Here is a 23,139-nt window from a genome sequence, read left to right as displayed (position 1 = left end):
CGGCGCCATCAAATCCGGCCGGCGATGTCTTCGCGCGCTCCGGGCTGCCGAACCAACACGCGCCAAAAGTGGCTTTCGTCAGCGGCCGCCGAAGTCTAGCATACGGCTTTGGGAGGAGGCTTCGATGACTTCAAGTTTCAACGTTCACCATGCTGCCGGCTATGAGCAGCTCATGGGCCGCTGGAGCCAAAAGCTCGCGCCGCTGTTCATCGGCTTCGCGGGCCTCAAGGACGGCGAAAAGATCCTCGACGTCGGTTGCGGTACCGGCAGCCTGACCTTCGCACTCGTCAAGGCCGCTGACCTCGGCGAGGTCGCGGCGATCGACTTTTCGGCCGTTTTCGTCGAGGAGGCAATCCGGCGCAACACCGATCCGCGGATAAAAATCCGTCAGGCGGATGCCTGCGCCCTGCCCTTTGAGGATGGCGCGTTCGACCGTGCCCTAGCCCTGCTCGTGCTCCATTTCGTGCCGGAAGCCGGCAAGGCAGTCGCCGAGATGCGCCGCGTCGTGCGGCCGGGCGGCGTCGTCGCGGCGACGGTATGGGACCATCTCGGCGGCATGCCGGGGATGCGCATGATGATCGACACGGTGGCGGTGCTCAGTGAAGGCGGACGCCAGCTGCGTGCCCGCTATTGCACGCAGCCGATGATGCAGCCGGGTGAAATGAAACGGACCTTTGTCGAACAGGGTCTCCGCGACGTTACGGAAACCCAGTTGATGATCCGCATGGACTACCAAAATTTCGATGATTACTGGGCGCCGATTGCCGCCGGCGAAGGGCCGCTCGGTAAGTATGTGGCCACGCTCGACCCGGAAGAGCGGGCGCGCACCGACGCCGCCATGCGCGACGCCTATGAGGCCGGCCGGCCCGACGGCCCGAGGTCCTTTGCCAATGTCGCCTGGGCCTGCCGCGGCGTCGTTGCCTGACCTTGGCGCTAATGCATGCCGCGCAAAAAGCGCGTCGCATGAGGCCGATCGAACGCGACGCGCTTTAGCCGATCCCGTAGACCAGCCCGACGCGGCCGTCCGAAAGCTGCTCGACCTTGCGCAGTTCGAGCCCACGACGATTCTTCGCCGTTCCAAACAGCGCCTTTCCGTCACCGGCGAGCAGCGGATAGACGATCAGCCTGAGTTCATCGACCAGCCCGGCATCGATAAGGCTCGCGGTAATTCGGGCGCCGCCCATAAGGTAGATGTCCTTGCCGGGCTGCTGTTTCAGCGCAGCGATATCCTCGAAATTCCGCACGAAGCGCGTCTTTGGCCAGGCCGCCGAAGTCATTGTGTTCGACAGCACATAATGCGGCGTCTGCGCGGCGAAGCGGGCCCATTCGAGCTCGGCCGGCTTCGGCAATTTGCCGGTCATCGGCAGCGGCTTGTCGGGCTCGTTCTGGATGGCGCTCCAGTAGCGCTCGTAGCCGGCATACATGACGCTGCCAAGCAGGCAAGCGTCGATTTGCGGCGTCAGGCCGTATTCGTCCGACCACGCGTCGACCCAATCGGCATAACCCTCGGGCCCCTCCATCTTGCCGTCGATGGAAATCTTCATTCCAGCGATCAATTTGCGCATGACTTCCTCCATCAGGCTTGCGGGATGCAAGCACGTTTCATCGTTTCAGCGTTGCTTCGTGTTGCTGGCGGCGACCTCAGGGATGGCCGCCGCGAGTTACATCAGGCCGGCAGGCGGCGGTCGTATTCTTCCCGCAGGCGGCTCCAGCCGTCCCAGAACGAGGTCGGCGTCTTGCCCGCCAGGCGGGCGGCCAGCAGGTCGAGGTGTATGTGCCAGCCGGCCGTGATGTTGAGCTGGATTGCACGTTCCGGCAGGCGGCGATGAACGACGGTGAGCAGCACATCGCTACCCTTCGCCTCCAGCAAGAAGGAGACGCCGCCGGTGTTTCCCCAGGTGATGGAAAGCTTGCGCGGCGGATCGAGTTCGGTGATCCGGCCCTCCATCCGATGCTCTTCGGGAAAGCCCGCGGGTCGCTGGCCAGGCGGGTCCGTCAGCTCGTCGTTACGCCAGACCAACTCGAACGAGCTGCCGGCCTTCATTTCCATCTGGCCCGCGGCCATCCATTGCCGGCGCAAGTCACTCTCGGTGAGATAGGCCCAGACGCGCTCGATGGGGCCGGGCAAGAGGCGCTGGATGGTGAACGTGGCGGGCTCGCTCAGCTCGCCATAGGCGTCGATGGTTCTCATCTGGTTCATTGCTCGTCTCCTTCTTTCGGGTTGGGCGATTTCCTGGACTCATCCTGGGCTTTGCGTGCGTCCTCTTCGCGAAGAAGGCGTTCGAGAACATCGAGACGACCGGTCCAGAAGCGCTCGTAGAAGCTGAGCCACTGATGGGCGCTGGCCAGCGGTCCAGGGGCTAGTCGGCACAGATGCGTGCGGCCCCTCACCTCTCGACGAATAAGCCCTGCGTTCTCCAGCGCCTTGATGTGCTTGGAGGCCGCCGCGAGCGACATCACGAAGGGTTCCGCCAGCTGGCTTACCGTTTTCTCGCCATCGGCGAGATCGCGAAGCATGTGCCGCCGGGTGGCGTCGCCAAGGGCGTGAAAAACCGCGTCCATCTGGGGTGTCTCTAATTCAACCATGTAGTTGAATATAGACGCACGCTTTGAGATAGTAAACCGTTTGGTTGAATAATTTTTGTGAAGCGCCGCGGGGCCGTTTGCGCCATCGAGCGTGTCGACGTGACGGGAGATACGGACGCGCCCCGCGACAGCAAGGGCGAGGCCCTTATTTGCCGTCGAAGAAACTGTGGATCGCGGCTTCCAGCTTTTCGATAAGCTGAGGGTTGTGGCAGCTGCCAGCCCAGATCAGGGCGTTTAGCCTCATCTCTTTGTTGATAAAGCTCACTTTCCCAGAATCCAGCAGGTATTCCGCGATCTCGTAGTGCCGCCCCTTGATAGCCTCGATGAGCGCGTTGTTTCTCCCCGTCTTGTCGGTCAGATTTACTTCCGCGCCATTCACCACGAGCAACTTGACGACTTCGAGATGCCCGTTCTTCGCCGCCTCGATAAGAGCCGTTCTGCCGTAGTAGTCAGCTCGCGCGTTGATCTCTATTTGGGGGTGTCTCACGAGGACAGAGATACACGCGTAATGTCCCTTGGCCGACGCAAGGCTCAAGGGCGTGCTCTTCCACTTGTTTCTGGAATTCACGTCGATTTCCGGGTCTTCGATCAGCGCCTCCACCACAGCTGTGCGGTCATTGAGGGCTGAAAGGTGAAGTGCAGACCAGCCGCCGTCGTCCGACTGATTGATGTCGGCGCCAGCCGCCAATTCCGATCGAACCGCCTCCGCATCGCCTTGTTCTGCCGCGACCAGCAGGGGCGACCAGTCTCTTGCCCCTTCGGCTTCCAAGCTGTTGGTCAACGCAGTCGCCTCCTCGGATAGTTCACAGAATACCACAGAATCCGCGATAGTGGGGTCGTCCTGCATTGAGTTCCCTGGAGCCCGTGGGTCACAGAGAGCTGTCGGCCCGAAGCGGAGGATCAGCGCTTCACGTCCGTCTCCTCACATTCTCCTGATATCGACTGGCTTTGGCGGCCATTCAGACTAGATAGAGCCTGCGCCGGGCGGAACGATGCAGAAGGACCTGAACATGCCTGAACAGATTACCCTGAATAGACCTGAACAGATCAGATTGAACGACGGCTCCGCCATTCCGCAAATCGGCCTCGGCGTATGGCAGGTCGATCCAGCCATCACCGCCAAGGTGGTGCGCTGGGGAATCGAGGCCGGCTACAGGCTGATCGACACCGCCGAAGGCTATCAGAACGAGGAAGGTGTCGGGCAGGCGATCCGCTCGGCCGGCGTGCCGAGAAGCGAGTTGTTCATCACCTCGAAACTGCGCAACGGCGCACATCAGCGCGACGCCGCCTTGCGCGCCTTCGACGAGACGATGAGCAAGCTCGGCATCGAACAGATCGACCTGTTCCTGATCCATTGGCCGGTGCCCAGCCAGGACAGATATGTCGAGGCCTGGAAGACGCTGATCGAACTCAGGCAATCAGGCCGGATCAAGTCGATCGGCGTTTCGAACTTCAACCAGAACCACCTCGAACGGATCATCGGCGAGACCGGCGTCACGCCGACCGTCAACCAGATCGAGCTCCACCCCCGCTTCCAGCAGCGTGACAAACGTGAATTCCACGACAGGCACAACATCCGCATTGAGAGCTGGAGCCCGCTGGGCAGCGGCCGGCTGTTGAGCAATCCGACGCTTGAAACCATCGCCAGGAAACACGGCAAGTCGGTGGCGCAGACGATCGTCAGGTGGCACCTTCAGGAAGGGCTGATCGTCATTCCAAAGTCGATCCACCAGGACCGCATCGCCGCCAATTTCGAGGTCTTCGATTTCGAGTTGGAAGCGAAGGACCTCGAGCTTATCCGGGGCATGGATTCGCCCGACGGCCGCACCGGCCCGAACCCCGCCACGGCCGCATTCCTGTTCTAACGAGGCGGGCCAACCCGGACGTTGGCATTCCTTCACACCCCCCTCTGCCCCGCCGGACATCTCCTCAAGGGGGGAGATCGGCAGCTTCAATAGCCGCGCCCTTCTTGCAGCGTCGGAGATTAGCGAAGGCCGCGATGAGGGCCAATCTCCCCCTTGTGGGGGAGATGTCCGGCAGGACAGAGGGGGGCGCTGTCCCGGCAGCGATCAAAACTACCCTTCCCGCTAGCTCATATCCCGGAGCCATCCACCAGCGGCACATCTTCGCCCTCCCAGGGGCTCGGCATCGATCCCTTGCTGAGATTGGCCGACGGCAGCGGCATCCAGCACTTCAGTTCGGGTTCGGCATATTCGACGATGCGTCCTGGAGACGAGTCGGAGGCGCGCCAGCCTTCGCTGCCGAACTGATCGGCGCGGGCCCAGTAAGCCATGTCGACCTCGGCCGGACCCTGTTCGGACGGCCGAACCGTGACAAGGATTCTGCTGCCGTCCCTTGGCGCGCTCGACATGTGGCGCCACTGACCGGGCTCGTCCATTGCATTTCCTCCTGCGATCTTCGCCTCGAACGAATAGTCGCTTCGCGTTCGGAAGCGGTCAACCCGAACTTTTTTGCCTGAGACAAAACCCCTGTCCCGTCGTCGCGGAACAAGTCATGGCACGCCGGGTTTGGGCAAGTTGTGAAGGAAGCAAAATGAGACCAGCGCCGCGACCGATCCTTACCATTATTGCATGGCAGGCCGCGTCTTTCGTTCGCAACCCGGTCCGGTCGCAATGAGGCAGGCCGGTTCCGATCATTCCATCCCACCGAAGGAGGGCAAAGGTGGCATAGGACGAGCGCTCGGCCTCGGACTGATAACAGGGGCGGCCGACGACGATTGTTCCGCAATAGGCACCTATGCCAGTGCCGGCGCCCGTTTCGGACCCGACCTGCTCTGGACGGCTCCGGTGACGTTGCCGATGATGTACGCGGTCGTCTACCTGTCGTCGAAGCTCGGCCAGGTGTCGGGGCGCGGATTGTTCCACGTCATCAAGGACTTCTACCCGCGGTGGCTGCTCTGGTCGGTGCTGTTGGGTGTGCTCGTCGGCAACACCATCGAGGCAGCGGCCGATCTTGGTGGAATGGCGGCGGCGATCAACATATTCGTGCCGCTTCCCATTCCGCTGATCGTGCTGTTCGTCGCCGCCCTCATCTTCGCCCTCCAGGTCTTCGGCTCCTATACTTTGATCCGCAACATCTTTCGCTGGCTGGCGCTGGCGCTGCTCGCTTATGTCGGTGCCGCCATTCTGGCCAAGCCGGATGCCGCGGCGGTGCTGCGCGGAACGCTGCTTCCCAGGATCGAATTCAACCGGGAGTTCCTGTCGATCCTGGTCGCCATCATCGGTACGACGCTGTCCGCCTATCTCTATACGTGGCAGTCCAATGAGGAGGTCGAGGAGGAGATTGCCCAAGGGCGAACGACGCTCAGGCAAAGGAAGGGCGCCACCGCCGGCGAACTCCGCCGCTCGCGCCGGGACATCCTCATAGGCATGACGTTTTCAAATCTCATCATGTATTTCATCATCCTGTCGACGGGTGCTACGCTCTACAAGGCGGGCCACCACGATATCGACACGGCAGCGCAAGCGGCGGAGGCGCTGCGCCCGCTAGCCGGCCAGGCCGCAAGCGTCCTGTTCGCCGCAGGCGTGATCGGCGTCGGTTTCCTCGCGGTTCCTGTCATGACCGCCGGCGCTGCCTATGACGTGGCGCAAGCCATCGGCTGGAAAAACAGCCTGCACGCCCGGGCTCGAGAGGCACCCAAATTTTATCTCGCCATCGGATTTTTTACTGCGATCGCCGCCGGCCTCAACTTCCTCGGCTTCAATCCGATGAAGGCGCTGGTCTGGTCCGGCATCGTTCAGGGCTTCTCGACACCGCCCTTGCTGCTGCTCATCATGCTGATGACGAACAGCCGCAGGATCATGGGGGAGCAGGTGAACAGCCGCAGCACCAACATACTCGGTTGGGCAACGACCGCCGCTATCTTCTCGGCGACGATCGGCCTGGTGGCCACCTGGTTCATGTAAATCCGGCAGGACAAGGGACGCCGCTAGTTGGATTACCCGTTCCCGCTTGCGGATTGCCCCAGCTTTGCCGGCCTTGGAAACTCCACAACATCTCCCACCGGCCGCTTGTATTGCGCTGCGACAATTGCATCGATCAGGAGATCCAGAGCCGCACGAGCCGTGCGGCTCGTCTCGTCCTCGCCGCTCAAATAGTGGCAGGCTCGTTCAAGGTGCAGGTGTGCGGCGGCAAAGTCGCTTGTCATAGGCATCTCCCTGTTGCCCGCCCGCCGGCAAGATGACCGCCTCGATTTAGCCAAAAGCAAATATCCACAGCCGGATTTGAATCAAATTGACCTGATTCACCGCAGCCCTAGGGACAAGGTGCTGCCAGGCCTTTGCGTCGCTGGTCGATGCGCTGCGGGCGCAGTGCGCCGCATTGAATGAACCAATTGCGGGCGATGTGCCGCAAACTCCGTTCGCCCAATGCGCTACTTTTGAAATTTTCTCACTCTCTTAATTCTACAAACTCTCTAGATTTAACATAGATCGCTAGACCCAAGATCCTAAAATAGAGCGCTTGAGAGGGAGCCAGGAATGTCGAAAAAGCTCGTGGTGGGGCTGTCGGGCAATTTGACCCGGCCATCGAAGACCAAGGCGTTCGTCAGCCACATTGTCGGGCAGGCCGCCGAAAGCATCGGCGCGGCCTCGGCCGTCTTCGACATCGAGGATCTCGGCGCGTCCCTGCCGCAGGCAAGGCGCCTCGGCGACCTCGACCCGGCGGCGCGCAACATCGTCGAACGGCTGCTGGGCGCCGACATCCTGGTGGCCGGCTCGCCGACTTTCAAAGGCAGCTATACCGGGCTTTTCAAGCATTTCTTCGACCTGCTCGATCCGTCATCGCTGAGGGGCAAGCCCGTCATCCTCGCCGCGACCGGCGGCGGCGAGCGCCATTCGCTGATCGTCGAGCACCAGTTGCGGCCGCTGTTCGGCTTCTTCGAGGCGCTGACCGTGCCGACCGCGATCTACGCCTCCGACAAGGATTTTGCCAATGGCGTGCTGGTGTCGGAAGCCATCCACGCCCGCGCCCGGCAGGCGGTCGCCGAGGCATGCCGTGTAACCGGGGTGCCCTACGGCGTCGGCCTTGCCGCCTGAACGCACCGCTGACCCGAGATCCCCTTTCCGATCCGTCCAGGAGCACGCCGCGATGACCAGATCCACCAAATCCAGGCAAATCAAACTGGGCGCTTTCCTGCCCGGCGGCGGACAGCATATCGCCGCCTGGCGCCACCCCGAGGCGCCGGCCGACGGCGCCACCAATTTCGAGTTCCACAAGCAGCTCGCCCTGACCGCCGAGCGCGGCCTGTTCGATGCCTATTTCCTCGCCGACAATCTGACGGTCGGGCTCGGCGCCCGCGAAGGCGGCAATGCCAAGATCGCCGGCTTCGAGCCGGTGACGCTGTTTGCAGCGCTGTCGCCGCTCACCACGCATCTCGGCTTCATCGCTACCGCCTCGACCACCTACGAGGAGCCCTACACGCTCGCCCGCAAATTCGCCTCGCTCGATCATCTGTCGAATGGCCGCGCCGGCTGGAACGTCGTCACCTCGGCCGGCGACGAAACCGCGCGCAACTTCAATCGCGAGACGCAGCCTGCCCACGCCGAGCGCTATGCCCGCGCGCATGAACATGTCGAGACGGTCAAGGCGCTGTGGGACAGCTGGGAGGACGATGCCTTCATCCGCGACAAGAAATCGGGGCGCTTCTACGACAAGGACAAGCTCCACGACATCGACCACAAGGGCGCGCATTTCAGCGTGAAAGGGCCGCTCAACGTGCCGCGCCCGGTGCAGGGGCATCCGGTCCTGGTGCAGGCGGGGCAATCGGAAGACGGTCGCAAGCTCGCCGCCCACTCGGCGGAAGTCATCTTCACCGCCCATCAGAACCTGGCGTCGGCGCAGGAATTCTATCGCGATATCAAGGCGCGCGTGACGGCCGCCGGCCGCGATCCCGAGCAGGTGCTGATCATGCCGGGCGTGGCACCCTTCGTCGGCCGCACCGAAGAAGAAGCGCGTGCCAAGTACCAGCAGCTGAACGATCTCATCCTGCCCGAAGACGGCGTCGCCCTGCTCAATGGGCTGGCCGGCCAGACGCTCGACATCACCGGCTATCCGCTCGATGGACCGCTGCCGCCGAGCAAGGAGACCGAAGGCATGAAGAGCCGCCAGGCGCTGATCCGCCAGATTGCCGACGAGCACAACTTCACCATCCGACAGCTCTACCAATGGGTGGCAACGGCCCGCGGCCATTATACCGTCATCGGCAGCGCCACGCAGGTCGCCGATCAGCTGGAGGAATGGTTTGGCAACGAAGCCGCCGACGGCTTCAACATCCTGCCGCCCTGGCTGCCCGGCGGGCTCGACGACTTCGTCGAGCTGGTGATCCCCGAACTGCAGCGCCGCGGTCTGTTCCGCACCGCCTATGAAGGCAGGACACTGCGCGAGAACCTCGGCCTCAGGCGGCCGGAAAACCCCTGGACCGCCGCCCGCTCGGCGGTGCTGGCCGCCGAATAATCCCGAGAAGCCCGATATTTTCCAAGCAGGAGGCAACACGATGACCTTGCAGCACATCGAACAGGCCGCCAGCCTCGGCACGCCTGACAGCACGACAAGCCTCGGCACGGACTTCCTGCGCCTCGGTGGCCGGGCGGGCATCCGCTTCCTGTCGCGCTACGGCGTCCTCATCGCTTTCCTCGCAATCTGGCAAGTGTCGAGCAGCGCGGGCTGGGTCAACGCGGCCGTGCTGCCGCCGATCGACATGATTGTCGCAGCACTTTGGAAGGGGCTGGCCGGCGGCACTCTGCTCGGCGACATCGCCATCAGCCTGCAGCGCGCCGGTCTCGCTTTCGCGGCCGCCGTGCTGGTCGCCATCCCGCTCGGCCTGTTCATGGGCCAGGTGCGGGCGGTCGAGACCGCGCTCGATCCCATCCTGCAGGTCTTCCGCCAGACCTCGGCGCTGGCGCTCTATCCCGTCTTCATCCTGCTGCTTGGGCTCGGCGAAGCCTCCAAGGTGTTCGTCATCTTCTGGGCGACGCTGTTCCCGTTGCTGCTCAACACCATCGGCGGCGTCAAGCAGGTCGATCCGAAACTGCTGGAGATGGCCCGCGTCTATGGTGCCAGGCAGCTCACCGTCTTCCGTCGCGTCGTGCTGCCCGGCGCCGTGCCGTCGATCTTCGTTGGGCTTAGGCTCAGCGCCACCACGGCGCTGCTCCTTCTGATCGCCTCCGAAATGATCGGCGCCAACAAGGGCATCGGCTTTCAGGTGATGAACGCGCAGTACAACTTCCAGATCCCGCTGATGTTTGCGGCAATCGTCATCCTCGCCGGCCTCGGCCTGATCGCCAACCAGGCGCTGGTCAGCCTGCAGCGGCGGCTCTGCCGCTGGAGCAATGCCGTCGACTGACCACCCGCGCTTACCAATCTCAACCAGGCCAGAACTCAAATCAGGAAAGACCCGGACCATGAAAATCTCCCGCCGTTCCCTGCTTGCCGGCGCGCCCTTCGCCGCCGGCCTTCTCGCCGCCGGCCTGCCGCGCTTCGCCTTTGCCGAAGCGGCACCCGTCAAGTTCCGCTCCCTCGCCAGCCGTGGCAGCATCTCTCCGCATGAGCTGGCCGGCGAGCTCGGCTATTTCAAAGGCCTCGGTATCGAGGTCGAGAATGTCGGCTATTCCGGCGGCGGCCCGGAATCATTGTTTGCGCTCGCCTCCGGCAGCGTCGATATCGGCTCGGCTGCAACCGCAGCCGTGATCAACTCGATCTCCGGCGGCAACGACTTCGTCGCCGTCTATCCGAGCAACGGCATCAACAGCAAGGTGCGCAGCGTCTTCTACGTGCTCGATGACAGCCCGATCAAATCGATCGCCGACATTGCCGGCAAGACCATCGCCGTCAACACGCTCGGCGCCCATCTCGACTATACCGTGCGCGAGGCGCTGCACAGCGTCGGCCTGTCGCCGGACGCCGCCAATCTCGTCGTCGTGCCCGGACCGCAGCTCGAACAGACCTTGCGCTCCCGTCAGGTCGACATCGCGGCGCTCGGCTACTGGCAGGCGACGTTTGCCGGCGCCCTCGTGGACAACGGCGGCGTGCGTGGCGTGTTCAACGACACCGACGTGCTGGGCGAGCTGGCCGGCGGCTTCGTCGTGCTCAGGCGCGACTTCATCGCCGCGCATCCCGACGCCGCCCGCAACTTCGTCGAACAATCGGCGCGCGCCTCCGACTGGTCGCTGCAGAACCCCGACGAAGCGCGCAAGGTGCTGGCAAACATCCTCGACAAGCGCGGCGAAAACGGCGAGCTGGCGCGTTACTGGACCGGCTTCGGCCTGCGCCATGGCGCCAAGGCGACGGACCGCGACATCGACTTCTGGGTCAGCGTGCTCGAGCGCGACGGCCGCCTGCCAAAGGGTAAGCTGAAGGCAGCGGACATCCTCTACCGGCCGGGCGAAACCAAGACCAACTGACAAAAGCAACCGACCAACCAGTTGGGAGACGAGCGCGATGAGCAGCACAAGCGGCGGTCAGGTCAGCATACGCGACCTGTCCAAATCGTTCAGCATCGGCGGGCGCTCGCTCGCCGTGTTGAGGACCCTCAACCTCGACATCCACTCGGGTGAATGCCTTGTCATCGTCGGCGCCAGCGGATCGGGCAAGACCACGCTGCTGCGCATCCTTGCCGGGCTGGAGGCTGCCGACAGCGGCGGCGTCGCCATCGACGGCAAGCCAGTGCACGGCGTCGGCGCCGAGCGTGCGGTGATTTTCCAGGAGCCGCGCCTGCTGCCCTGGCTGACCGTGCTCGGCAATGTCGCCTTCGGTCTCGAAGTGCGCGGCGTGCCGAAGGCGGAGGCCGAGGAAAGGGCGCACTTCTATATCGCGCTGGTCGGCCTCGCCGAATTCAGCGATGCCTTTCCCCGGCAGCTATCGGGCGGCATGGCACAGCGCGTCGGCATCGCCCGCGCCTTGACCATGCAGCCCGAAATCCTGCTGCTTGACGAGCCGCTGGGCGCGCTCGACGCGATGACCAAGATCGGCATGCAGGAGGAACTGGCGCGCATCTGGAGCGAGGAGAACGTCACCATGGTGATGGTGACGCACGACCTCGAGGAAGCGATCTACCTTGCCGACCGGGTGCTGATCCTGCCCAAGGAGAAAGGCGGCGCGGCGCGGCTGATCGACATCGACCTGCCCCGCCCGCGCGAGCGCAGCGAAAGCCGTTTCGTACGCTACCGCGAGGAACTGCTGCGCGAATTCGGCCTGCACTGAAAGCCGCCTAAGAGGCCTTGGTTCCTCGCCCCGCGAAGCGGGGAGAGGTGTCTCGGCGAAGCCGAGACGGAGAGGGGCCCCTCTTTGAGTGCCCCGCGCTTTCCTGGAACCGGATTCCCCGCCCCCGCATTTCCTTAACCGGGAGGCGAAGGAGCGCGGCATGAAAGCCTTGTTCGCAATCTTTGGCGGCTTCGTGCTGACGCTTGCCGTATTCGCCAGCGGCCTCGCCTTCGCCACCTGGCTTCTAATAGCCAAGCCGGTACGGCCGGCCGCCCCGGTCTCCAGCGTCGCCGAACTGTGGGCCAAGGACCCGCGACCGGTGAACCCGGCCTCGCAGCGCCTCGAGCGCCTCCCGGCCCGCCCGGTCCCCGTTCGCACCTCGGAAGTTGATCGCAGCTCGAAACCCGCCGATGCCGCAGCGTCGACAACCGACATCACCGCGACCGGCTCTACCCAGCCACCAGCGGAAGAGCAGCAGACGCTACCCGCCGCCCATGTCGAATGGTGCGCCAGCCGCTACCGCTCCTACCGGCCGGACGACAACCGCTACACGTCCTACAGCGGACAACAGCGCCCCTGCATCTCGCCCTATCTCGACATCACCGATGGCGGCAGCTACGTCGAGGCGAGCGATAGGTCGTCACTGGAGGGCTACCCGCCATCGGACGAAACCGGCGCCGCCGAGCTCTCATCCGATCACGTGCAATACTGCTTCAGCCGCTACCGGTCATATCGACCGGAGGACAACAGCTATCAGCCGTATTCCGGGGGGCCGCGCAGGCAGTGCGAGTAGGCAGGCCGGGGGGTGGCTGGCGGCCGCAGTGCATGGCGCCTTGTGCGACCCACCCAACGATCACGCAGATTTCTTGGATCGTTCGGGTTGGCGCGGCGTTCATCCGATACCCAAAGGAGAAGTCAACATGGGCGACGACCGGGAAGACAAGATTCGTGAGCGCGCATACCAGATCTGGGAACGCGAAGGCGGGATCCATGGCGATCCCAAGCGGCACTGGCACCAGGCCGAGGCCGAGATCGACAGGGAGGCAGCCCTGCCACTGACGGCAGGCGATGCCCTGCCGGAAACCCGCGAGGTCGCGAGCTCCGACGTTTTGACGGTGGAGGCCCTGGCGGTGCGCACCGGCATATCGGGCGAACAGGCGCAGGAGCTGATCGACAGGCTGGGAAACGACAGGGCGGCTATCGAACAAGCCGCGCGCAACCTTAAGGGGAAGCAGCGGCTCGGGGAGTGACAGATGATCAGAAAACTCAAGGACGGAAAATACCGCCTCTATTCGCGCAAGAAGGACGAAAAGACCGGCAAGCGCCGCAATCTCGGCACCTTCGATACCCGCGAGGCCGCCGAAAAGCACGAACGCGAGGTGCAGTATTTCAAGAGGCATTGAGGGGCGTGCTGTCGCTTCCCAGGCAGCCGCGCCGGAGGGCAGCCTCCTAGGCTGTCCAGCGTCACGATGTGGTCCTTGGCGGTGCCTCCAGCGTTCCTGTTGAAATTGAACAAAACGGGAACAAAAATGTCAAGAGCGAATTGACTCTGCGAGGAATGCCTTCCTATTTGTCAGTAGGCGGGGCGGTTGCTCACAAATCGAGGAGAGCCGCGATGGGCAGACGAAAAAGCCGGTTTGACAGGCTGTCGGCGAGGGATGCGGAGGCGATCATCAGGGACACTTTGAGCCTGCGCAAGACGGTGCTGTCGTCGCAGCTGCATCTGAAGGCGCATGGCGAGCTGTTCTGGCAGCTTTGCGGGCTTGTCGAGAAATTGCACGAGGTGCTGGCCAGCGTCGCGGAGAAGGAGCCCGATTACCGGATGGCGGAGCTTGGCCTGCTTCCCCTCCCCGAGGATTACTCGACCCGGAAATGAGCCATGGCCGGGCCGATGGACAGCGTTGGGCGTGCCGCCAAGGCCAACATGCTGCTCATCGTGGAGTGCGGCCATTGCTACCATGTCGGACGCTTCAGGGCGAATGACGTGGCCCAGGTGGTGGGCTGGAACAAGCCGCTGGAAGCGATCGGGTTCAGGTGCAAACGATGCAGCCGCAAGGACACGACGGTGAAGACGCAGTTCATCGACCAGGACCATCCACCCAAGGGCTACATCTGGGTGCTGCAGAAGTTCAAGCGCTAAAACAACGAGCCTTGCACCGGCGCCTGCTGCGGAAACTTGATCTGTGTCGCCGGCTTGTCGACGATCACCAGCGCGTCATCGGGCGCCGTGCGCTGCAGGTGCCTTGCCTCCGACCACGGCGCGGTGAGCCAGGCCTCGGTTTCTTCCGGCGTGGTCAGGATCACCGGCATCGCCTTCTCGTGGATCGGCGCGATCAGCGCGTTGGGCTGGGTCGTCATGAAGCCATAGACCTGGTGATCGGCGGGGCCGTCCTTGATCTTGCGAATGCCCTGCCAGCGCGTCCACAGGCCGGCAAAGAAGAATAGCGGGCGGTCCTCGCCGAGTGCAAACCAGTAGTTGCGCTGAATGCCGGTCTCGGGGTCCTTGTCGCCGGGCGTCGGGCTGGGCTCGGCGAAGCTGGTGACAGGCACCACGCAGCGGTTCTCGATGCCGAGATATTGCTGCCAATGGCCATATTGCGGATTGCGGATATTGGTGGTGCCATAGTCGGCCTTGCCCTTGACCCGCTCCAGTGGCGTCGGCATGCCCCACAGCAGATTGGCCAATTCGCGTTCGCCGTCCGGCGCGTTGCGCACCACCGGGCCGGGCTGGTTGGGATAGATGTCGATGGAGGGTTCGAGATTGCCGAGGATGTCGCGCAAGGCGCGGGTCCACTGGCGGATAGCCTCCTGGCTGGTCGTGATGTTGTAGAGATTGCACATTTTCAGGCCGTTCCCGGATGCTCAGGCATCTTGTTGGAAACGGCCCGGAATTTCCAGCGCTGTCCGTTGAGTTGCTGACACGGCAGGCCGTGTCAGCAATGGCTTTGTGAGACCTACCGCGCCGATTGTCTCATAGCTTGTGCGGCTACCGCCGCGAGAAAAGCCCTCGCCGCGGCATCGCAGGCCGCTCGAGACGGGCCTTTGGCGAAAAGAAGAAGCTCGGCGGCTCGAATGTTGAGCCCGTGCTTCCTTGCGAATGTGGCTAGATCGTAAGGCTTGTTGTCGTAAGGTTCGTCGTAATCGATCGTCAGATCGTAGTTTTCTTTCATTTTCTTCCTCCCGTTAGCGATCTCCCCCCTCCTGTCGCTAACGCAAAATTAACGTCGATGGCGGCGGGCGAGTCCACCAATCACAGATTGTGTAAAAAACGTACGAGCTCGCATGCTCGCCCTCGCAACGGGCCTGCGAGCAATCGCCGCCGACCGGACCGGTCGAAAGAGCCGATTATGATGGCAATGTTGGAAAGGCTGCCACGGCCTGGTGCTACGAGGTGTCCGCGACGCCTAGCGTGCCTAAATGGCCGGCATTTTCATCTTCCGGGCCCCGGTCCGCAGCCGGCCTCGTTGGGTCCAGCTAAAGGATAAATCCGGCTAATAATACCGTAAGGAGTAGTGATAGCGGAACGGCCGCAAGACACCAGATCTCCAACGTGTTGTTTTGCATCGGGTCCATCATCAGCCTCACTTTTTGGTTTGTCATTGTGACACTAACGGTTGGTCGGAGGTAGCGGTTCCAAGCGACCCCGTTCATAGAGCGCTGCCTGTGCTGCATATTAGCAACAGCTTGACGACCGCTGAGCCCGTACCGCTTGGACAACTTCACTGGCGCCGGTGGATGCGTATTCCGCAGGACTGCAAGCGCCCCTCGGCATCAGTCGTGCGGGGATCGATCGCCGCCCATCATCAGCGCCGAGCCGGTCATGCCCCGGAACCCAATGGCTGCATCTATCTCCGGCCGAAGTTTCGCTACCACCGAGCCGATCCGATGTTCACTCCAGCCAGCGATGCGCGTTTACAGGGACCTAAGTCTGACCTGCCTGCGCAATGGTCTTGTGTACGGCCGGCGTCGGGAACAACTGCGCCCGTCTTCAGTTGATGGCGTCACCTCCTCGAGGAGACATCGGCGCAGAATCAGTCCCTTCATGCGCTGATTAGGGTCCGCCTGCCATTGCTGGATTTGGCAGGCGGACCCTTGGTTCGGTACGCTCCAGATGGAAAGCGGGTAAGCTCGGGATCACTCATCATCCCAGAAATCCCGTAGAGACGTATGGCGGAGGTCTTCCTCGCCCCTGAGATGCTTGACCTGGCTTGACATCCGAGACGACCTCCCAGCGCGCGCATGCAGCGGGGTCGCCCTCAGCCTTCCAGCGCCTCGTGCTGGTAAAGCTCGTCCATGCTGAGCGTCGCCAGGGCGGCGAAGGGTGCCTGCTTTTTCACGCGGCCGTGGCTCAGGATCACGACGTCGTCGCAGAACGAGATGGTGCTGCGATGATGGCTGATGACGATGGTGGTGCGACGGCCGGCGCGCGACTTGAGCGTCTCGACGATTGCCGCTTCCGACAGGCCGTCCACCGCATTGGTGGCTTCGTCGAGGATGAGGATATCGGGATCGCGCACCAGGGCCCTGGCCAGCGCGATCCGCTGCCGCTGTCCCGCCGAGAGATTGACGCCACGATAGCCGACGACCGTCCAGTAACCCTGCGGCAGTTGCTCGATGAAGCCATGCGCTTCGGCCAGTTTTGCCGCGCGCTCGGCGTCATCGGCCGAGGCCGCGTCCTGGCCGTAGATGATGTTGTCGAAAATCGTGCCGTCGACCAGCTCCAGCTCCTGGCTGGCGAGCGCGATGTGCTTTCGCCATTGGCTGGGGTCGATGCGGTCCAGAGGCGATCCATCAACGAGAATCCTGCCGCTATCCGGTTCGACGAAGCGGCACAAAAGGTTGACGATCGTCGTCTTGCCGGCGCCCGACCGGCCGATCAGCGCGGTCGAGCGGCCGCTACCGATATCGAAACTCGCCGCATGCAGCACCACCGCGCGCTGCTCCGAGCCGGAATAGGTAAAGGTGACGTCCTCGAACTTGATGCCTTGGCTGAGCCCGGGGAACGCTGCGCTGCCTTGCGGCGGCTGGGGCTTGTCGGACGGGTCCAGCATCCACGTCACCTCTTCCAGCGATCCGCTCAGGCCCTGCAGCTGGCTCCAGGCCATTTGCAGCGACCGCATGTAGGGCTGCAGCCGGTAGAGCAGGATGACGAAGGCGACGATCAGCGGGAAGGAAACATTGGCGAACCAGGCGCCGATCACCACCGCCAGGAACAGCATGGCGTGCAGAACCTCGGTCAGCGGCGGCAACGCTCCCTGACGCGTCAAAAGCACGAACGCCGCCCGGCGCACCGCATCCGATGCCTGGTCGAATGCCGCCTTCTCGCGTTGCTCCTGGCCGAAGATGCGGATCAGCCGCCCGGCATGCACCAGATGCAGCATCTGCGATGCGAGCTGGCTGTTGCGGGAGGCGACGCTGCGGCTCGGCGCCTTCAGATTGGCCGACAGCATGGCGTGCGCGACCTGGACGAGGGCCAGCCCCAGCGTGACCAGCAGCGTCATTTGCCACGACAGAAGCAGCAGGAAGGCCAATAGGATGATTGCGGCCGATGCATTGACGATTGCCCCCAACGTGATCTGGATGGCATCCGAGGCCCGCCAGGATTCGTTGGAGATGATGTTGAGCAGCCGTCCGGGGCTTTGCTGCAGGAAGAACGGGTAGCCCACCCGCAGCAGCTGCTCCGATAGCTCGCTGCGGATCGAATGGCTCGCCTTGCCGTAGATGAAGGTGGTCAGCAGCGTGTTGGCGAAAGCGAACAGGTTCTTCAGCACGATCGAGCCGAGAATCGCGACGGATATGACGATCAGGCGGTCGCGCTCGCTCAGGCTCGATCCGACATGCTGGAAGACGGCGGAAAAGCCGGCCATGCCGGTCTGCCCCTGCTGCCCCATGATTATGTTCAGCAACGGGATGATCAGGCCGATGCCGAAGCCTTCAAGCGCGGCGCTGAGCAGCCCGAGCACCACCACGGCAGGAAGCAGGCGCAACTGCTTTCTTCCGAGCGCGCGGCGCAGCATCGGCAGGCTGGGCGGCATCAATCGCATGGTGGCGGATCACCTCGCCTCGGCATTTGCCTGTTGCTCCTGTCGCATTTGCGCCGGCTGCGGCGATTTCGCCAGCAAAAGCACCGCGAACTTGGCCGCGCCGAGCAAATTCATGCCGACGATCGGCCAGTGCGACAGCTTGAGTTCACGGTCGAACAGAGGGCCTTTCACCAGTTCGCGCATGGCCGCCCTCATCGACCAGTAGCAATGCCGAAGCAGCCACGGCGCGTGGCGGATATGTTTCAGGCAAAGCCCGCCATTGCCCATGCTGTAGTCGCGGTGCAGCTTTTCGATGGCCTTGCGGTCGCGCCGGCCGTGATGGTGATAGATAGTCATGTCGGGCACATATTCGACCGGGATCCCAAGTAGCACCGCCCGCACTAGATAGTCCGTATCCTCTGCGGAGCGCAGCGGGCCGCCGGCGCCGAACCGTTCGTCGAAACGGCCGATGCGGGCTGCAACATCGCGGTGCATCGTCATGTTGCAGCCAAGCACGAAGCCGCCGGGATGGACGTCTGGGGTAAGCCGCGCGCGCACCGGCGACCGCTTGATGGTGAACGGCAGGTCGCGGGGATCGCCGATCTCGACGCGGCCGCCGCGGATGACCCGTTCGCCTGCCGCATAGTGCCGCTGCAGATCGCGCAAATAATCCCGGTGGACTGCGCAATCATCATCGACGAAAACCAGCACGCGGCCCCGCGCTCGCTCCAGCCCGGCATTGCGCGCGGCCGCCAGTCCAGGTCGTGGTTCGCAAATGGCCGTGAACGGAATGTCCGAAAGTTCGGCTATGCCGGCCAGCCGCTCTGCTGTGCAGTCGGTCGAACCGTTGTCGACAACCACCAGTTCGGCAGAGAAGGCAGCGTAGGCGCGGCACGCGGCCTGGATCGACTTTATGCAAGGCTCGAGCACGTTGACGCGGTCGCGTGTGCAGACAATGAAGCTGACCTCCGATGCCGGCCCGTGCTGCGGCCGGGGCGACATGGCCGCCGGCACCGTCGAGCGGCCGCGCTGCTGGAGCTGATGGGATTTGACGAACATGCGCTGCTAGCTCAACTGGTTCGAAGGCAAAACCGCCGCGGCCGGCACGGATTGCAGATACCGCGACAGGGCATCCACCTGCCTGGTGACCGACATCGAGGCGAGACTGAAACGCGGCGCGAAGGCACCGGTGCGAAACACGTACTGCTCGCGGCGCCGGATGAGTTTCCATTTCGCCGTCCGCGTCAGGAATTCGTGCATCAGCAGCGGCTGTCTTTCCCCCGATATCAGCTGATAGAGGAAATAGAACAGGTTCAGCGTGCCAGCCTGGTAGCTCGGCCTCGTCTCGGCCGGCAGCGCGGCAATCCTTTCTTCAAGCGAAAGGATCCATTCGGCGGCACGGCGAACCGTGTCCATCGACAGGACTTCACCGATGCAGCGGAGGTCCTGCGTCTCTTGTACGAGCCCTTCGCGCTCGAGGTTCTCGGCGACGATCTTCAAATGCGTCCTGCGCATTTCGCGCTTGTGCCTGTTGGTCACGCTGTCGTCATGGATACGATAGGCGATCAGGCTTTCGGGGCTCATGGCCGCCGGGTAGCGGTCGGTCAGCCGCCTGAACAGGTCGAAATCCTCGGCATGCTTGTAGCTGGTATCGTAATATAGAACATCTTCTTCTATGACATTCCTGTTGTATACCACGGTGGAATGCATGAAGATCGTGAAGAACATCGACAATATACGCAGCGGATTGTCCTGGAATATCGGATCGGGCGAACCCCTGACGACGCGGTTGCCGAGCAAGGTATCGAAACCCGCGCCGCATAGAGCGAGGTCAGGCTGCTGGTTGAACAGCGCGACCTGCCGCGACAGGCGCTGGGGATAGGCGATGTCGTCGGCGTCCATCCTGGCGACCAGATCGCCGCGCGCCACGGCCAGGCCTTCGTTCAAAGTTGCGATCAGGCCGCGGTTTTCGCGTGAGATGATCGAGATGCGATTGTCGGCCTGGCGGTATTTCTGCAGGATCTGCAGCGAGTTGTCGGTCGAGCCGTCATCGATGGCGATGACCTCCAGACACTCGTAATCCTGCCGCAGGATGCTGCCCAGCGCAGCGGCGAGATAAGGTCCGGCATTGTAGATCGGCAGCACGACGGACACCAAGGGAGCAGCCATGATCAGCTCCGATCGGTTCGCTGCAGCTTGCGGGGGAAGCGTGATGCGCCATCGAGCGGCCTGCCCGGATATGCTCCCGCCGCGAGCCATCCGGCATTGCCCACGTCGATGCCTGCCGGGATGGCGCCGCGGCCCTTTCGAGCAACATAGGGGAAGTGGCGTTTGAGGCTGTTGAGCGGCTTCTCGAAAAGCAGCCACGAGACCGAGGCCAGCATGAGCGTCGCAGTTCCCGCGACCAGGAACCGTCCCGGCCCTTGTTCCGAGACGTTGAGCGGGATCCACGGCTGCGATTTGACGACCAACGCCAGCACTATCGGATGGTAGAGATAGACGCCGTAGCTGATGCGGCCAAGGCCAAGCAGCGGCGGCAGTTCGAGAAGTTTTCCGATATAGCCGCCAACCCCTGTCGAACAGCTTGCAACGATGACCACCAGCGGTACGAGAGGCAGTATCTGCAACAGCAGCCAGAGGCCCCATTCCTGCACCGGATTTGCCGGCGCCGGCGCAAACCACTGCAGAACGAAAAACGCCACAGCGAGCCCCGGCCAGCCATTTCGAAGCCATTGCGGCAAGCCGGCTGTTCTTGACCGGTAGGCGGCAAGCAGCGCGCCTGACGCCAATGCGTCCATCGACGCCGGCGGCAGCAGGTCGCGTGCCAAACCCGGCGTTCCAGCGATCGGCCAATAAAACCGATAGGCCAGCGACAGCACGATAACGCCGATGCAGATCGATTCCAGGCGCCGGCGCGGCGCCAGCAGGACGATCAGCGGCCAGACGATATAGAACTGCTCCTCGATGCTCAGGCTCCAGAAATGGCAGAGCAGCCAGGGCGTCCATTCATTCTGCGCCGCGTACCAGAAATTCGACAGATAGAACGCATGCCAGACCAGTGATCCTCTAGACTGCTCCAGGTCCACCAACCAGACGAAACCCAGCACGGCGAAATAGGGCGGGAATATCCGCAGCGCCCGCCTGATATAGAAGGATCTCAGCGCCGGTCCGGTTTCGAATTCGGCGGTCGAGCGGGCTTCGAGCAGCAGGCGGGTGATCAGAAAGCCGCTCAGCACGAAGAACAGACGCACGCCGATATGGCCCCAGAACGAGGACCCTCCAGCCGCGAAGAAATGGGAGTACAGCACCATCGTCACGGCGATGGCCCTCAGCGCGTCCAATTGGGTGTCGCGCGCATTTCCCATTAGTGACGTACGCCGGCGGGACGGCGAAACTGCCAATCGGTCAATATAGCGGCTTCGTTCACGGCGCATTCCAATCGGAAGCGCCCCCCTTGCGCAGAATAGGACCACCATTGTGCAACGCAACACAAAAAGTTGACACATTTGAAACAGGAACGTGAGGCACGGCTAATAAAAGCCAAAAACAGCAGGAACCAGCCCGAATTGTCCATTTTTGACGATTTTCTCGCACTCCCTTGGCCCGCCGATATCGGCGGCAGGGTGCTGCGATGCAGCATGTTCGCCGCCATCACGGGCGCGCAAGATCTGGGTCTGGACACAGATGCCCCCCACAGGACCGGCCGGCAACCGACGCTCGGCGACCTTTTTGCTGCGCTGGCGCGGCCTGCTGTTAACGCGACAACAGTGGGAGCAAGCGCAAGCTTCCCGCCTCCGAGTTACGCCTCCTTGCTGGCATTCGCGAGCACCACTGCGCGACGCTCCGGGAGCCCCAATCCGACGAGCGCGCCGGCGAGCGAGAGCAGAGCGGAGACGTCGATTGCCGAGGTGAAGCCATCGCTGAACGCGTCGGTGGACGAGAAGCTTCCAGTGCCGGCGAACACCGCACCGGCGATCGCGATCCCGGATACGCCACCGAGGAAGCGGAATGTGTTGAACGTGCCGGCAGCCTTGCCGACCTCCGGCCGGGCGACCGCATTGAGAACCGCGTTCTGCGCGGCAGGCATGGCCATCGACACGCCGGCACCGGTAATGATCAGCGGGGCGACTAGCTGGATATAGGGCAGATCAGGTGCTGCGATCTGCGCCAGCCAGGCCATTCCAGCCGCTTGCAGGATCAATCCGGCCACGACAAGCCAGCGCTCGCCAACGCGGTTGATCAGGCTGCCGGCGATCGGTGCGACCACGAAAAGCGTGGCGGTCCAAGGCAGCAATCCCATGCCGGCGCCGAGCGGCCCACGGCTCTGGGCAAACTGCAGAAACTGCGGCAACAGGAACACGAGCCCGTACATGGCGGCGCAGAGCAGGAAGTTCGCCCCTACGCCCGAGGAGAATGCGCGCGCCTGAAAGAACCGCAAAGGCAGCATGGGCTCACGGGTACGCAGCTGCCAAAGGACGAATGCGATGGCCAGAAGCAGCCCGGCCGTCAGCGCCGACAGCACTTCAGAGCTGCTCCAGCCCACGATGTTGCCGCGCATCAGGCCCCAGACCACTCCGAATGCCGCCGCAGTTACCAGCACGACGCCGAGGACATCGATTGCCGTGCCCGGCCCGTAACTCTCCGGAATCCGACGCATCACCAGCGGGATGAGAACGATGCCGACCGGGACATTGAGCCAGAAGATCCAGTGCCAGGAGAGCCCTTCGGAAATCGCACCGCCCGCCATCGGGCCGATGATCAGGGCCAGGCCGGTGATGCTGCTGAAGATACCCAGCGCCTTGCCTCGCTCCTCCGGGGGAAAAGCGACGCTCAGCAGCGCCATGGCCAGCGGCATGACCATTGCGGCACCTGCGCCCTGGACCGCACGGGCCGCAATCAGCAATCCGGCATTGCCAGCGAGCGCGCAGGCAACCGACGCTGCGACGAACAACGCCAATCCGGCAACGAGCGTACGGCGGCGGCCGAACCGGTCACCGAGCGCAGCCCCGGTCATGAGCAGGACGGCAAAACTCAAATTATAGGCGTTCATCGTCCATTGCAGCGTCTCCAGCGAGGCATCGAGCTCGACCCGCATCGTGCTCAATGCGGTCGCCACAACCATCGCATCGAGAACGACCATCAAGGAGCCTATCGACGTGAGGGCGAGAACCCAGACCTTCGTTGATCCCGCACTTTGCTTGCTCATGACTATGGCGCCTCCGGCTTGAACAAAGGGCTAGCCAAGTTCACGAGCCCATGATCCAGAGACGCGTAGGGATCATGAAAGGATTCCAGCTAGAGAAAGTTTTTT

Annotated in this window: 25 protein-coding genes; 13 read left to right on the top strand and 12 right to left on the bottom strand. The window is 63.0% G+C overall.

Features of this window, described 5'->3' with window-relative positions:
* The first annotated feature begins 124 nt into the window (after positions 1–124).
* The gene (locus tag NKI16_RS18545; protein WP_023677312.1) at positions 125–925 is read left to right on the top strand and encodes a class I SAM-dependent methyltransferase; all 801 of its coding nucleotides are present in this window, start codon (positions 125–127) and stop codon (positions 923–925) included.
* 64 nt (positions 926–989) lie between these two features.
* Here the strand turns inward: NKI16_RS18545 and NKI16_RS18540 are convergent, their stop codons facing one another.
* The 4 genes from NKI16_RS18540 to NKI16_RS18525 form a co-directional block, all read right to left on the bottom strand.
* Positions 990–1,565 carry a dihydrofolate reductase family protein gene (locus NKI16_RS18540; RefSeq protein ID WP_031211957.1) on the bottom strand — a complete coding sequence of 192 codons (576 nt, stop codon included), beginning with the start codon at positions 1,563–1,565 and terminating at the stop codon, positions 990–992.
* A 101-nt stretch (positions 1,566–1,666) separates the two neighbouring features.
* Positions 1,667–2,200, bottom strand: a complete 534-nt coding sequence (locus NKI16_RS18535; protein ID WP_023677310.1) for an SRPBCC family protein — start codon at positions 2,198–2,200, stop codon at positions 1,667–1,669.
* Positions 2,197–2,586 (bottom strand): ArsR/SmtB family transcription factor, encoded by a 390-nt coding sequence (locus tag NKI16_RS18530; protein WP_023677309.1) that lies wholly within the window; start codon positions 2,584–2,586, stop codon positions 2,197–2,199. The genes NKI16_RS18535 and NKI16_RS18530 overlap by 4 nt, the downstream gene beginning before the upstream one ends.
* 145 nt (positions 2,587–2,731) lie before the next feature.
* The gene (locus NKI16_RS18525) at positions 2,732–3,367 is read right to left on the bottom strand and encodes an ankyrin repeat domain-containing protein (RefSeq protein WP_352587120.1); all 636 of its coding nucleotides are present in this window, start codon (positions 3,365–3,367) and stop codon (positions 2,732–2,734) included.
* Positions 3,368–3,596: 229 nt separating this feature from the next.
* Here NKI16_RS18525 and NKI16_RS18520 point away from each other — a divergent pair, with 229 nt between their 5' ends.
* Entirely contained in the window at positions 3,597–4,451 is an 855-nt protein-coding gene (locus tag NKI16_RS18520) for an aldo/keto reductase (RefSeq protein WP_031211956.1), read from the top strand.
* A gap of 227 nt (positions 4,452–4,678) precedes the next feature.
* Here the strand turns inward: NKI16_RS18520 and NKI16_RS18515 are convergent, their stop codons facing one another.
* A complete protein-coding gene (locus NKI16_RS18515; protein WP_023677305.1) occupies positions 4,679–4,984 on the bottom strand; it encodes a hypothetical protein in 306 nt (101 codons plus the stop codon).
* A 235-nt stretch (positions 4,985–5,219) separates the two neighbouring features.
* Between NKI16_RS18515 and NKI16_RS18510 the strand changes: the two genes are divergently transcribed.
* From NKI16_RS18510 to NKI16_RS18460, 11 genes are all read left to right on the top strand, one after another.
* Complete coding sequence (locus NKI16_RS18510) at positions 5,220–6,512, top strand: Nramp family divalent metal transporter (RefSeq protein ID WP_352451453.1); 1,293 nt, start codon at positions 5,220–5,222, stop codon at positions 6,510–6,512.
* 573 nt (positions 6,513–7,085) lie between these two features.
* Entirely contained in the window at positions 7,086–7,643 is a 558-nt protein-coding gene (gene msuE / locus NKI16_RS18505; RefSeq protein WP_023677302.1) for an FMN reductase, read from the top strand.
* A 52-nt stretch (positions 7,644–7,695) separates the two neighbouring features.
* Positions 7,696–9,060 carry an LLM class flavin-dependent oxidoreductase gene (locus NKI16_RS18500; RefSeq protein ID WP_352621356.1) on the top strand — a complete coding sequence of 455 codons (1,365 nt, stop codon included), beginning with the start codon at positions 7,696–7,698 and terminating at the stop codon, positions 9,058–9,060.
* A gap of 40 nt (positions 9,061–9,100) precedes the next feature.
* Positions 9,101–9,949 (top strand): ABC transporter permease, encoded by an 849-nt coding sequence (locus NKI16_RS18495; protein WP_023677300.1) that lies wholly within the window; start codon positions 9,101–9,103, stop codon positions 9,947–9,949.
* 58 nt (positions 9,950–10,007) lie between these two features.
* Positions 10,008–11,006, top strand: coding sequence for an ABC transporter substrate-binding protein (locus tag NKI16_RS18490; protein ID WP_352621357.1), 999 nt, complete (start codon positions 10,008–10,010; stop codon positions 11,004–11,006).
* A gap of 37 nt (positions 11,007–11,043) precedes the next feature.
* On the top strand, positions 11,044–11,805 hold the full coding sequence (locus NKI16_RS18485; RefSeq protein WP_352621359.1) for an ABC transporter ATP-binding protein: 762 nt from the start codon (positions 11,044–11,046) through the stop codon (positions 11,803–11,805).
* Between the two features lie 160 nt (positions 11,806–11,965).
* Complete coding sequence (locus tag NKI16_RS18480; RefSeq protein ID WP_352782895.1) at positions 11,966–12,598, top strand: BA14K family protein; 633 nt, start codon at positions 11,966–11,968, stop codon at positions 12,596–12,598.
* A 127-nt stretch (positions 12,599–12,725) separates the two neighbouring features.
* Positions 12,726–13,055 (top strand): DUF2934 domain-containing protein, encoded by a 330-nt coding sequence (locus tag NKI16_RS18475; RefSeq protein WP_352621363.1) that lies wholly within the window; start codon positions 12,726–12,728, stop codon positions 13,053–13,055.
* A 3-nt stretch (positions 13,056–13,058) separates the two neighbouring features.
* Positions 13,059–13,208, top strand: a complete 150-nt coding sequence (locus tag NKI16_RS18470) for a hypothetical protein (RefSeq protein ID WP_023677295.1) — start codon at positions 13,059–13,061, stop codon at positions 13,206–13,208.
* Between the two features lie 212 nt (positions 13,209–13,420).
* A complete protein-coding gene (locus NKI16_RS18465) occupies positions 13,421–13,681 on the top strand; it encodes a hypothetical protein (RefSeq protein WP_352621365.1) in 261 nt (86 codons plus the stop codon).
* Positions 13,682–13,684: 3 nt separating this feature from the next.
* Positions 13,685–13,945: a hypothetical protein gene (locus tag NKI16_RS18460; RefSeq protein WP_352621366.1), complete on the top strand. Its 261-nt coding sequence runs from the start codon at positions 13,685–13,687 to the stop codon at positions 13,943–13,945.
* On the opposite strand, the gene NKI16_RS18455 is transcribed toward NKI16_RS18460, so the two are convergent.
* The 7 genes from NKI16_RS18455 to NKI16_RS18425 form a co-directional block, all read right to left on the bottom strand.
* Positions 13,942–14,646, bottom strand: a complete 705-nt coding sequence (locus NKI16_RS18455) for an SOS response-associated peptidase (RefSeq protein WP_352587144.1) — start codon at positions 14,644–14,646, stop codon at positions 13,942–13,944. The two genes, NKI16_RS18460 and NKI16_RS18455, sit on opposite strands and share 4 nt — an antisense overlap.
* Positions 14,647–14,759: 113 nt before the next feature.
* Positions 14,760–14,975 carry a hypothetical protein gene (locus tag NKI16_RS18450; RefSeq protein ID WP_023677289.1) on the bottom strand — a complete coding sequence of 72 codons (216 nt, stop codon included), beginning with the start codon at positions 14,973–14,975 and terminating at the stop codon, positions 14,760–14,762.
* 1,086 nt (positions 14,976–16,061) lie between these two features.
* Positions 16,062–17,849 carry an ABC transporter ATP-binding protein gene (locus NKI16_RS18445; RefSeq protein ID WP_352621370.1) on the bottom strand — a complete coding sequence of 596 codons (1,788 nt, stop codon included), beginning with the start codon at positions 17,847–17,849 and terminating at the stop codon, positions 16,062–16,064.
* 9 nt (positions 17,850–17,858) lie between these two features.
* Positions 17,859–18,887, bottom strand: coding sequence for a glycosyltransferase family 2 protein (locus NKI16_RS18440; RefSeq protein ID WP_502897609.1), 1,029 nt, complete (start codon positions 18,885–18,887; stop codon positions 17,859–17,861).
* Positions 18,888–18,893: 6 nt separating this feature from the next.
* Positions 18,894–19,997 (bottom strand): glycosyltransferase family 2 protein, encoded by a 1,104-nt coding sequence (locus NKI16_RS18435; protein WP_352621372.1) that lies wholly within the window; start codon positions 19,995–19,997, stop codon positions 18,894–18,896.
* A gap of 2 nt (positions 19,998–19,999) precedes the next feature.
* Complete coding sequence (locus tag NKI16_RS18430) at positions 20,000–21,193, bottom strand: acyltransferase family protein (RefSeq protein ID WP_352621374.1); 1,194 nt, start codon at positions 21,191–21,193, stop codon at positions 20,000–20,002.
* A gap of 434 nt (positions 21,194–21,627) precedes the next feature.
* Complete coding sequence (locus tag NKI16_RS18425; protein ID WP_352587156.1) at positions 21,628–23,034, bottom strand: DHA2 family efflux MFS transporter permease subunit; 1,407 nt, start codon at positions 23,032–23,034, stop codon at positions 21,628–21,630.
* Between the last annotated feature and the right edge of the window lie 105 nt (positions 23,035–23,139).

Source organism: Mesorhizobium sp. M0698, assembly GCF_040320455.1.
GTDB lineage: Bacteria > Pseudomonadota > Alphaproteobacteria > Rhizobiales > Rhizobiaceae > Mesorhizobium.
The sequence above is the reverse complement of the archived record's forward strand: the minus strand, read 5'-3'. Positions and strand labels throughout refer to the sequence as shown.

Excerpts from the sequence above, each read along its gene's own strand:
- NKI16_RS18545 (WP_023677312.1), top strand. The coding sequence starts at position 125 with ATGACTTCAAGTTTCAACGTTCACCATGCTGCCGGCTATGAGCAGCTC.
- NKI16_RS18540 (WP_031211957.1), bottom strand. The coding sequence starts at position 1,565 with ATGCGCAAATTGATCGCTGGAATGAAGATTTCCATCGACGGCAAGATG.
- NKI16_RS18535 (WP_023677310.1), bottom strand. The coding sequence starts at position 2,200 with ATGAACCAGATGAGAACCATCGACGCCTATGGCGAGCTGAGCGAGCCC.
- NKI16_RS18530 (WP_023677309.1), bottom strand. The coding sequence starts at position 2,586 with ATGGTTGAATTAGAGACACCCCAGATGGACGCGGTTTTTCACGCCCTT.
- NKI16_RS18520 (WP_031211956.1), top strand. The coding sequence starts at position 3,597 with ATGCCTGAACAGATTACCCTGAATAGACCTGAACAGATCAGATTGAAC.
- NKI16_RS18515 (WP_023677305.1), bottom strand. The coding sequence starts at position 4,984 with ATGGACGAGCCCGGTCAGTGGCGCCACATGTCGAGCGCGCCAAGGGAC.
- NKI16_RS18510 (WP_352451453.1), top strand. The coding sequence starts at position 5,220 with ATGAGGCAGGCCGGTTCCGATCATTCCATCCCACCGAAGGAGGGCAAA.
- msuE (WP_023677302.1), top strand. The coding sequence starts at position 7,086 with ATGTCGAAAAAGCTCGTGGTGGGGCTGTCGGGCAATTTGACCCGGCCA.
- NKI16_RS18500 (WP_352621356.1), top strand. The coding sequence starts at position 7,696 with ATGACCAGATCCACCAAATCCAGGCAAATCAAACTGGGCGCTTTCCTG.
- NKI16_RS18495 (WP_023677300.1), top strand. The coding sequence starts at position 9,101 with ATGACCTTGCAGCACATCGAACAGGCCGCCAGCCTCGGCACGCCTGAC.
- NKI16_RS18490 (WP_352621357.1), top strand. The coding sequence starts at position 10,008 with ATGAAAATCTCCCGCCGTTCCCTGCTTGCCGGCGCGCCCTTCGCCGCC.
- NKI16_RS18485 (WP_352621359.1), top strand. The coding sequence starts at position 11,044 with ATGAGCAGCACAAGCGGCGGTCAGGTCAGCATACGCGACCTGTCCAAA.
- NKI16_RS18480 (WP_352782895.1), top strand. The coding sequence starts at position 11,966 with ATGAAAGCCTTGTTCGCAATCTTTGGCGGCTTCGTGCTGACGCTTGCC.
- NKI16_RS18475 (WP_352621363.1), top strand. The coding sequence starts at position 12,726 with ATGGGCGACGACCGGGAAGACAAGATTCGTGAGCGCGCATACCAGATC.
- NKI16_RS18470 (WP_023677295.1), top strand. The coding sequence starts at position 13,059 with ATGATCAGAAAACTCAAGGACGGAAAATACCGCCTCTATTCGCGCAAG.
- NKI16_RS18465 (WP_352621365.1), top strand. The coding sequence starts at position 13,421 with ATGGGCAGACGAAAAAGCCGGTTTGACAGGCTGTCGGCGAGGGATGCG.
- NKI16_RS18460 (WP_352621366.1), top strand. The coding sequence starts at position 13,685 with ATGGCCGGGCCGATGGACAGCGTTGGGCGTGCCGCCAAGGCCAACATG.
- NKI16_RS18455 (WP_352587144.1), bottom strand. The coding sequence starts at position 14,646 with ATGTGCAATCTCTACAACATCACGACCAGCCAGGAGGCTATCCGCCAG.
- NKI16_RS18450 (WP_023677289.1), bottom strand. The coding sequence starts at position 14,975 with ATGAAAGAAAACTACGATCTGACGATCGATTACGACGAACCTTACGAC.
- NKI16_RS18445 (WP_352621370.1), bottom strand. The coding sequence starts at position 17,849 with ATGCGATTGATGCCGCCCAGCCTGCCGATGCTGCGCCGCGCGCTCGGA.
- NKI16_RS18440 (WP_502897609.1), bottom strand. The coding sequence starts at position 18,887 with ATGTTCGTCAAATCCCATCAGCTCCAGCAGCGCGGCCGCTCGACGGTG.
- NKI16_RS18435 (WP_352621372.1), bottom strand. The coding sequence starts at position 19,997 with ATGGCTGCTCCCTTGGTGTCCGTCGTGCTGCCGATCTACAATGCCGGA.
- NKI16_RS18430 (WP_352621374.1), bottom strand. The coding sequence starts at position 21,193 with ATGGGAAATGCGCGCGACACCCAATTGGACGCGCTGAGGGCCATCGCC.
- NKI16_RS18425 (WP_352587156.1), bottom strand. The coding sequence starts at position 23,034 with ATGAGCAAGCAAAGTGCGGGATCAACGAAGGTCTGGGTTCTCGCCCTC.